This window comes from Marinospirillum alkalitolerans (assembly GCF_045055655.1).
GTDB classification, from domain to species: Bacteria; Pseudomonadota; Gammaproteobacteria; order Pseudomonadales; family Halomonadaceae; genus Marinospirillum; species Marinospirillum alkalitolerans.
Map to the genome: position 1 here is coordinate 1 of NZ_JBANFI010000041.1, position 306 is coordinate 306.

The 306-nt window shown below is 48.7% G+C and carries 2 tRNA genes; both read left to right on the forward strand.

Annotated elements, in window-relative coordinates:
- The first annotated feature begins 33 nt into the window (after positions 1–33).
- Positions 34–110: transfer RNA gene (locus tag V6U78_RS12740), tRNA-Ile, on the forward strand.
- Positions 111–122: 12 nt separating this feature from the next.
- Positions 123–198: transfer RNA gene (locus V6U78_RS12745), tRNA-Ala, on the forward strand.
- The last annotated feature ends 108 nt before the right edge of the window (positions 199–306 follow it).

The window sequence follows — 306 nt, forward strand, 5'->3', positions numbered from 1 at the left end:
AACCTGATGCAAGAAGATTCTGCTGCAAAGACCGGGTCTGTAGCTCAGTTGGTTAGAGCGCACCCCTGATAAGGGTGAGGTCGGCAGTTCAAATCTGCCCAGACCCACCATTTGTGATTTTTGGGGCTATAGCTCAGCTGGGAGAGCGCCTGCCTTGCACGCAGGAGGTCAGCGGTTCGATCCCGCTTAGCTCCACCACACAAAATCACACAGTCAGATCTTCTAACAAGTGCATATCACTCAATCTTTTATAGCTGATCAATGTGAAGCTTAAGTTAAATGATTGAGTCATGTCCACTTGGACAC